An 8,172-nucleotide genomic window follows, 5' to 3' on the forward strand; every position below is an offset into this window, starting at 1 on the left:
CAAGAAGGATGTGCTCACGAGTCTGTGGCATAGGGCCATCAGTTGCAGCAACAACTAGGATACCACCATCCATTTGTGCAGCACCTGTGATCATGTTTTTAACATAATCGGCGTGTCCTGGGCAGTCAACGTGTGCGTAGTGGCGAGCTGGAGTATCGTACTCTACGTGAGAAGTAGAGATTGTGATACCACGCTCGCGCTCTTCTGGAGCGTTATCGATAGATGCGAAATCTTTAGCTTCACCACCGTATACTTTAGAAAGTACGGTACAGATAGCAGCAGTTAGAGTTGTTTTACCGTGATCGACGTGGCCAATTGTACCAACGTTAACGTGCGGTTTTACGCGTTCAAATTTTTCTTTAGACACAATCGTGTTCCTTCCTAGTTAAGATACGCCCCCTACTAGGTTAGGGGACGCGTCCGAAGTTTGTATTTTAATGCGCCAACCGCAGTTGACGCAAATAATTCAATTATGTGCGCTGTGCGATGATGCCATCTGCAATGTTCTTAGGAACTTCATAATACTCATGAAATTCCATAGAGTAAGACGCACGGCCTTGAGTTGCAGAACGTAAGTCAGTTGCATAACCAAACATTGAAGACAGAGGGACCTTAGCATGAATGATTTTAAGACCCGCCAGGCCATCGTCCATACCTTCGATCATGCCGCGACGACGGTTAAGATCGCCAACAACATCACCCATCCAATCTTCAGGCGTCGTTACTTCAACTTTCATCATGGGTTCAAGAATAACAGGGCTTGCTTCTAGCGCACCTTTCCTGAATGCCATTGAACCTGCGATTTTAAACGCCATTTCGCTGGAGTCAACATCGTGGTAAGAACCATCGAACAGCGTCGCTTTCACGTCAAGAACAGGGTAGCCCGCAAGCACACCATTCTTCATTTGCTCTTCGATACCCTTAGATACTGAACCAATAAATTCTTTTGGTACAGTACCGCCGACTATTTCATCAACGAATACGAAACCTTCACCAGGTTCCGACGGTTCAATCTTAAGCCAAACATGACCAAACTGACCACGGCCACCGGATTGACGTACAAACTTACCTTCAACTTCTGTTTTACCACGAATAGTTTCGCGATAAGCAACCTGAGGTTTACCCACGTTACAGTCGACGCTGAATTCACGCTTCATACGGTCAACGATGATATCAAGGTGAAGTTCACCCATACCAGAAATTAACGTCTGGCCTGATTCATCATCGGTTTCCACTCGGAAAGATGGATCTTCTGCCGCCAGTTTACCCAGCGCGACACCCATCTTTTCTTGATCAGCTTGCGATCTTGGCTCAACCGCGATCTGAATTACTGGCTCAGGAAACTCCATACGCTCAAGAATAACTTTGTCATTCAGGTCGCACAGAGTATCACCAGTAGTTACGTTTTTAAGACCAATTGCCGCAGCGATATCACCGGCACGGATTTCTTTGATCTCTTCACGTTTGTTCGCGTGCATCTGAACGATACGGCCAAAACGCTCACGTTTTTCTTTAACAGAGTTGTAGACTGTATCACCAGTGTTTACAACACCAGAATAAACACGCATGAACGTCAATGTACCTACGAACGGGTCGGTTGCGATCTTAAACGCAAGTGCTGAGAAGGGTTCGTCATCGCTTGAATGACGCTCAACAGCATTACCTCGTTCGTCTTCACCTTTGATAGCTTTCACTTCGGTTGGTGAAGGTAGGAAATCGATAACTGCATCCAGTACTGCCTGAACACCTTTGTTCTTAAAGGCAGAACCACACGTTGCCAGCACGATTTCATTGTTCAGAGTACGATGACGAAGACCTGCCTTAATTTCTTCTTCAGACAGCTCACCTTCTTCAAGGTATTTTTCCATTAGTTCTTCAGTAGCTTCTGCCGCTGATTCAACTAAATTCATGCGCCATTCATCAGCAAGGTCTTGTAGCTCTGCTGGGATGTCTTCATGGGTGAAAGTCATACCTTGATCTTCTTCCGACCAGTTAATGGTCTTCATCTTGATCAGGTCGATTACACCTTTAAATTCTTCTTCAGCACCAATGTTAAGCTGGATTGGCACTGGGTTCGCACCAAGACGGTTCTTAATCTGGTCAACAACACGCAGGAAGTCTGCACCAACACGGTCCATCTTGTTTACGAAAACCATACGCGGCACTTCGTACTTATCGGCTTGACGCCATACAGTCTCAGACTGAGGCTCAACGCCTGAAGAACCACAGAAAACTACAACAGCACCATCGAGTACACGCAAAGAACGTTCTACTTCAATAGTGAAGTCAACGTGTCCCGGGGTATCAATGATGTTTACGCGATGCTCTGGAAACTGACCATCCATACCACGCCAGAACGTAGTAGTCGCAGCGGATGTGATAGTGATACCACGCTCCTGCTCCTGCTCCATCCAGTCCATAGTAGCAGCGCCGTCGTGTACTTCACCGATCTTGTGAGATAGGCCTGTATAAAACAGGATTCGCTCGGTAGTCGTTGTTTTACCGGCGTCAACGTGAGCAACGATACCGATATTACGGTAGCGCTCGATGGGCGTTTTACGAGCCACGGTTGTATCCTCTTACTAAGAGAAACCTTAGAGTATGGTTTAGACACAGCAGGAATCGCCTGCTGTGTCCATTTGCTATTACCAGCGGTAATGTGCGAACGCTTTGTTCGCGTCTGCCATACGGTGAACGTCTTCACGTTTCTTAACAGCAGTACCTTTGTTGTCAGCCGCATCAAGCATTTCGCCTGCTAGACGCTGAGCCATAGATTTTTCACCACGCTTACGCGCAGCTTCAACTAACCAGCGCATAGCTAGTGCGTTACGACGTACTGGACGTACTTCTACAGGCACCTGGTAAGTTGAACCACCAACACGGCGAGATTTAACTTCTACCGAAGGGCGTACATTTTCAAGAGCTTTTTCGAATACAGATAAACATTCTTCACCAGAACGCTCACCCATAGTGTCTAGTGCAGTGTAAACGATTTTCTCTGCAGTAGATTTCTTTCCGTCAACCATAAGGATGTTAACGAATTTTGCCAGCAGATCAGATCCGAACTTAGGGTCAGATAGAATTTTACGCTGGCCGATTACGCGACGACGTGGCATGGATATATCTCCGTTGTCTTCTTCAGGTTATCCAAAACTTTTCAGTTTTTTCAAAATAATTTAAATGTTTGGCCTTACTTAACGGAATCCATTAAGACTTAGGACGCTTAACACCGTACTTAGAACGACCTTTCTTACGGTCGTTAACGCCTGCACAGTCAAGTGCACCACGAACGGTGTGGTAACGCACACCTGGTAAATCTTTAACACGACCACCACGGATAAGAACAACTGAGTGCTCCTGAAGGTTGTGACCTTCGCCGCCGATGTATGAAGTAACTTCAAAGCCGTTAGTTAGACGAACACGACATACTTTACGTAAAGCTGAGTTCGGTTTTTTAGGTGTAGTAGTGTAAACACGAGTACATACACCACGCTTCTGCGGGCACGCTGCTAGTGCAGGCACGTTGCTTTTTACAACTTGCTTTACACGTGGCTTGCGAACCAGCTGGTTAATAGTTGCCATTAAATAGCTCCTGAAATATTACTTTCGTAAAATGTGAAAAATCTGCCTCCCAACAACAGGAGGACGCGAAATTTTAGGCGTCGCACAATGGGGTGTCAAGATGTATACAACGATCAATCATGTGATCATTTCTTAAACAATCATAAAAATTGACAGGCTATGTCGTATAAAGCGCGATTTTATGCCCAATCCATCTGTGTTTCATGCTCAACAGAAAGCGCAACAAAGCCTTTATAATCAACAACATCAAAGTAATTGTCGACTTTGTCGATAATTCCTCGAGCCAAGAGATCTTCTTTCAGTAAAGAAATTTTTACACCTGAATTTTTTATTGCTTCACACCAGAAATTTTCTCTTATTCCGGCAATTACTGCATCCTGGAGCAATAAAATCTCATCATCTTGGCTTATATAGCGTAGACAGCTTTGCAGAGACCGGGTATGAAAAGGTGATGTGGTGATGGTATGTAACATATCGACCTCAGAAGCTTAGTATGCGTTGGCAATGTTGTAATTTCATTGTTATTCCGGCTTCATCAAGTACGGTCACATCAATAATAAAATCCTCTTCCGTCACCCCACGCTCTGCCATTGAGTGCCGGCACACATAGATATTCTCAATGTCGTATAAATCGAGCATTTTGAAGGTGGCGATATAATCGCGGGATAGAATTTTGGCAGGTTGTTGCTTGTTCAGTAACTGAAAAACACCATCATCAAGAAAGAACAAATGTAAATCTTCACTGTAGGCTGATGTGGCCAATACCGCATCAAGTCCTTCTCGACCACAGCTCTTACCATGCGGGGCACTTCGGAATACAAAGCCTAACGGTTTCATGTTGCTCTCTTAAAATGGGGGAACTTAAAATTGAATCACACGATCGGCAGTCAACAGTGCTTCCGCTAAACCGCCCAGCCCTGCTTGTTCAAACCCTGTTGCCAGATTATTGCCAGGCAACTGATTCTGTTCAGCCTCCTGCTCACTAACAATGCCACGCCGCAATGCCGCCGCAACACAGGTTTGCAGCTCAATATTATGTGCGGTGGACAACTGTTGCCAGGCGGCAACCAAATCAAATTCATCCGACGCTGGTGCTGTCAGTGCAGAACCATTATGAACACCGTCTTGATAAAAAAAGATCCGGGATAATCGATGTCCTTGCTCTACTACCGCCAGCGCAAATTGATAGGCTGAACGAGCCGATTGACGGCCATATGCCGGGCCGTCAACCACCAAGACATAATTCAATGTCATTTTTCGCCATCCTCAGTTTTACGCTGGCGAATATAGAGGTACACGGTGTGTTTGGAGATATTTAAGCGATCAGCAACCCGATTAATCGCATCTTTAATATCGAAAATCCCCTTATCGTACAATTCCATCACAATTTGACGGTTTTTGGCGTTGTTCGATACGTCTTTATCAGCATTAATTTCTTCAATCGTACGTTCGACAGTCTGATCCACCAGTTCATCAACATCACTGGCAAAGTTGACCGTTGAAGCTGCATGCTTCGCCTCTTCGGTAGGCATGAAAGATTGCAGAATTTGTGAAAAAGGGGCATCAAGGTTAATGTTAATACAGAGCAAACCAATGATCCGCTTTTCACCATTACGAATGGCAATGGTGATCGACTTCATCAAGTCACCACCTTTCGCACGAGTGAAATAAGCACGAGAAAAGTTACGCTCTGAACCTTCAATATCCCGTAACATCCGCAGCGCCAGATCGGTAATTGGCGATCCGACCTTACGCCCGGTATTTTCACCGTTGGCAATCTTGATTGCCGACGTATTCAGATCCGCTAATGAATGCAATACGATTTCACAAAACGGACCGATCAATGCCGCCAGGCCATCAACCACGGCTTCATAGGAGTGTAAAATAATATAGTCATGCTCAGTGAAAACGCGAGTTTCAACCAAGTCACTTTCAATCATGACATCAGAACCAAAATTATCTGTAGAGATCACTGTTCACTTCTTCCTTGCAAATACCCATTACATTCATTATCAGCTCAACTGAGAGTCAATAGATAATCAATAGAATGGACATAAATTCAAATCTTGTTAGCAAGTTTATCAGAATATCGATAAAAAAAGACCCAACACAGGTCGGGTCTTATCAAACTATTTGCAAAATTTATCTGCGATAAACAAGCAAATTACTGAGTTTTTACTTCCGCTGCAGATTGTTCCGCTTTCACGATGTCTAGCAACTCAACTTCAAACACTAGCGTTGAGTTAGCAGGGATGCTTGGGTTTGCCTGAGATCCGTATGCCAGCTCCGGCGGGATAACAAACTTAAACTTAGATCCTACCGGCATTAACTGTACACCTTCAGTCCAGCCAGGGATCACTTGATTTAGCGGGAATGTCGCAGGCTGGTTACGCTTGTAAGAGCTATCAAACTCAGTACCGTCAGTCAGCATACCTTTATAGTGTACTTTTACCGTGTCGGTTGCCGCTGGCTTGTCGCCTTCACCTTGCTTTTCGACTTGGTATAAAAGACCTGACTCAGTCTTCGCTACACCGTCCTGCTTTTCAAATTCAGCACGGAAGTCTTCGCCTGCTTTGATGTTTGTCTCAGATTCCACTTTCGCTTTTTCTGCAACGATATCAGAAACACGCTTATCAAGCTCCTGAAGCGCCTGCTGTGTTTCTTCTGGTGTCATGCGGCTCTTGTTGGCAAAAACATCACTCACACCGGCTAGTACGTCATCACGGTTCAGTTCCAGGCCTAGCTCTTTTTGTTGTTCCAGATTAGCTGCAAGGTATTGCGCAAGAGAGGCACCAATCGCGTAAGCTGATTTTTGATCTTCAGAGGCAAACGCTTCTTTTGCTTGTTCAGCGGTTGCTGTCTCTGCTGCTACCTGCTCTACTTTTGCAGGCTCAGCGGGTTGTGTTTCCGCCGCTTTTTCATCTTGGCAGCCAACGGCCAGTAGAATTGTTGCAGCTAGAACAGACATCTTTAGAACAGGTTTCATGTATTTCTCCATCAGTCGATGAGGTAATGCCTCATTTTTTAGCTTTGCTTTTCACAGTAGGTGTGAAAAACATGCCATATCAATATACTACTACCAGTTTTATTAAGTAACTGCCTAATAATTGTCTTTATTCAGTTATTTAATACGATTGATAGCATTCTTTACTTAGCAAAACAAACCGGAACCAGACCTTAATGCGCAAAATATTCCACAGAATTAGCATCATTTTGGCACTGATATTACTCAGTGGCTGTTTTTTTTCTGGTTCGGAAATAAAACGCTGGGTTTTAGCCCCTGAAGGCGCAACCAGTTTCAGCCTCAGCAGAGACGGTCGATTCGCCCTTTTTAATTCAGCCCAACAAGGTATCGTGCTATGGGACCTACAGCAAAACAAAAGGTTAGCGGACTTCGGTTCTCAAGATCCACATCACAATACCGTCCTTTCCAGTACAATTTCTGACAACAATCGCTACGCTATTACCGCCACGGCACAGAACTTTGCGGTGTGGGATTTAGCCTGGGGGCAATCAGAAGGTTTATGGTCCATTTCTGATGGCATTATTCGCGATGTCGATATCGCCAATAACGGCCAACATGTTGTCCTTGGGCTCTCTAACGGCAAAGCACTCTATATCGACTTGGGCACTGGACGTCGCTTAGAGTTCCTTGCACACAGAGAAAAAGTTAATTCTGTTGCGATTTCAGCCAACGGACAGTATGCCTTGTCTGGTGGCAATGATTATTTTGCCTATTTATGGGACACCCGGTCCGGTCAGATAATTTATAGTTTTGAACACACCTCCCGGATCAGCCGGGTCGCCCTGCAGCGTCATGGGAAATTGGCGCTAACGGCCGATGGCACCAATGATATTTTTATCTGGGATCTGGCCAGCGGCGAGAAACAGGCAGAGCTTGCCGTACGCTTACGCCAGCAGAATTTATCCAGCGCCCGTTTCTCCGATGATGGAACACGATTAGTCACAGGCACTCCCTCGCGGCGAGTAGAACTCTGGGATAGTACTACCGGCAAGAATCTAGGACGCTGGGAAGCGGCAGCCCTACAAGATGCTAGACCACCGTCAGCAGTGGTGTATGATGTGGCCATTACAGCTTCTGGACAGGTGATCTCTGGTACATCTGCGGGTATTGCCCAGGCTTGGACAACAGATTAAAACCAATCAGAGGCAGCTCTGGTTGGTATAACGTTTATTGGTATAAAACCTCATGACTGATATTGAAAAACTACAGGCTCAGATTGACGAGCTGGAAATGAAGCAGGCTTTTCAGGAACAAACTATTGAAGAGCTGAACCAGGCGTTAACCGACCAGCAATTCCAATTTGATAAAATGCAGGTTCAGCTTAAATTCTTGGTTGGAAAGGTAAAGGGCTTTCAGTCATCGAATATGGCCGAAGAATCCGAAGAAACACCACCACCGCATTATTGATCTGAGTATCGAGGTTCGAGTAGCCGAGTAACGAGAAAAATCTCGCACCTCGGCACTCGCAACTCGATTTCTGGAAATAAAAAAACGGGAAGCCTTAGCTTCCCGTTTTTTATATGTTCTTAATTAAGAAASGCTCTTAATAACAGTGCTTCTTAGTG

11 protein-coding genes are annotated in these 8,172 nt (G+C 45.2%); 2 read left to right on the plus strand and 9 right to left on the minus strand.

The annotated features are described in order from the left end of the window. The 9 genes from L4D76_RS27885 to fkpA all read right to left on the minus strand — a co-directional run. A partial coding sequence (locus L4D76_RS27885; protein WP_428444090.1) for a GTP-binding protein occupies positions 1 to 367 on the minus strand: 367 nt, incomplete at its 3' end. Between the two features lie 103 nt (positions 368 to 470). Next, positions 471 to 2,567: an elongation factor G gene (gene fusA / locus L4D76_RS27890; RefSeq protein ID WP_428444091.1), complete on the minus strand. Its 2,097-nt coding sequence runs from the start codon at positions 2,565 to 2,567 to the stop codon at positions 471 to 473. A 78-nt stretch (positions 2,568 to 2,645) separates the two neighbouring features. Continuing rightward, positions 2,646 to 3,116: a 30S ribosomal protein S7 gene (gene rpsG / locus L4D76_RS27895; protein WP_428444092.1), complete on the minus strand. Its 471-nt coding sequence runs from the start codon at positions 3,114 to 3,116 to the stop codon at positions 2,646 to 2,648. A 91-nt stretch (positions 3,117 to 3,207) separates the two neighbouring features. Then, a complete protein-coding gene (gene rpsL / locus L4D76_RS27900; RefSeq protein WP_107283411.1) occupies positions 3,208 to 3,582 on the minus strand; it encodes a 30S ribosomal protein S12 in 375 nt (124 codons plus the stop codon). Positions 3,583 to 3,761: 179 nt separating this feature from the next. Next, the gene (tusB, locus tag L4D76_RS27905) at positions 3,762 to 4,055 is read right to left on the minus strand and encodes a sulfurtransferase complex subunit TusB (RefSeq protein ID WP_428444093.1); all 294 of its coding nucleotides are present in this window, start codon (positions 4,053 to 4,055) and stop codon (positions 3,762 to 3,764) included. Positions 4,056 to 4,062: 7 nt separating this feature from the next. Further along, positions 4,063 to 4,419, minus strand: a complete 357-nt coding sequence (gene tusC, locus L4D76_RS27910; RefSeq protein ID WP_428444094.1) for a sulfurtransferase complex subunit TusC — start codon at positions 4,417 to 4,419, stop codon at positions 4,063 to 4,065. Between the two features lie 24 nt (positions 4,420 to 4,443). Further along, positions 4,444 to 4,836, minus strand: coding sequence for a sulfurtransferase complex subunit TusD (gene tusD, locus L4D76_RS27915; protein WP_428444095.1), 393 nt, complete (start codon positions 4,834 to 4,836; stop codon positions 4,444 to 4,446). After that, the gene (locus tag L4D76_RS27920; RefSeq protein ID WP_428444096.1) at positions 4,833 to 5,555 is read right to left on the minus strand and encodes a helix-turn-helix transcriptional regulator; all 723 of its coding nucleotides are present in this window, start codon (positions 5,553 to 5,555) and stop codon (positions 4,833 to 4,835) included. The genes tusD and L4D76_RS27920 overlap by 4 nt, the downstream gene beginning before the upstream one ends. A 191-nt stretch (positions 5,556 to 5,746) precedes the next feature. Next, positions 5,747 to 6,568, minus strand: coding sequence for an FKBP-type peptidyl-prolyl cis-trans isomerase (fkpA, locus tag L4D76_RS27925; RefSeq protein ID WP_428444097.1), 822 nt, complete (start codon positions 6,566 to 6,568; stop codon positions 5,747 to 5,749). A 194-nt stretch (positions 6,569 to 6,762) separates the two neighbouring features. Here fkpA and L4D76_RS27930 point away from each other — a divergent pair, with 194 nt between their 5' ends. After that, entirely contained in the window at positions 6,763 to 7,740 is a 978-nt protein-coding gene (locus L4D76_RS27930) for a WD40 repeat domain-containing protein (RefSeq protein ID WP_428444098.1), read from the plus strand. 52 nt (positions 7,741 to 7,792) lie between these two features. Continuing rightward, positions 7,793 to 8,014, plus strand: coding sequence for a SlyX family protein (locus L4D76_RS27935; protein ID WP_428444099.1), 222 nt, complete (start codon positions 7,793 to 7,795; stop codon positions 8,012 to 8,014). Positions 8,015 to 8,172: the final 158 nt, after the last annotated feature.

It is taken from the genome of Photobacterium sagamiensis, from assembly GCF_050337085.1.
GTDB lineage: Bacteria > Pseudomonadota > Gammaproteobacteria > Enterobacterales > Vibrionaceae > Photobacterium > Photobacterium sagamiensis.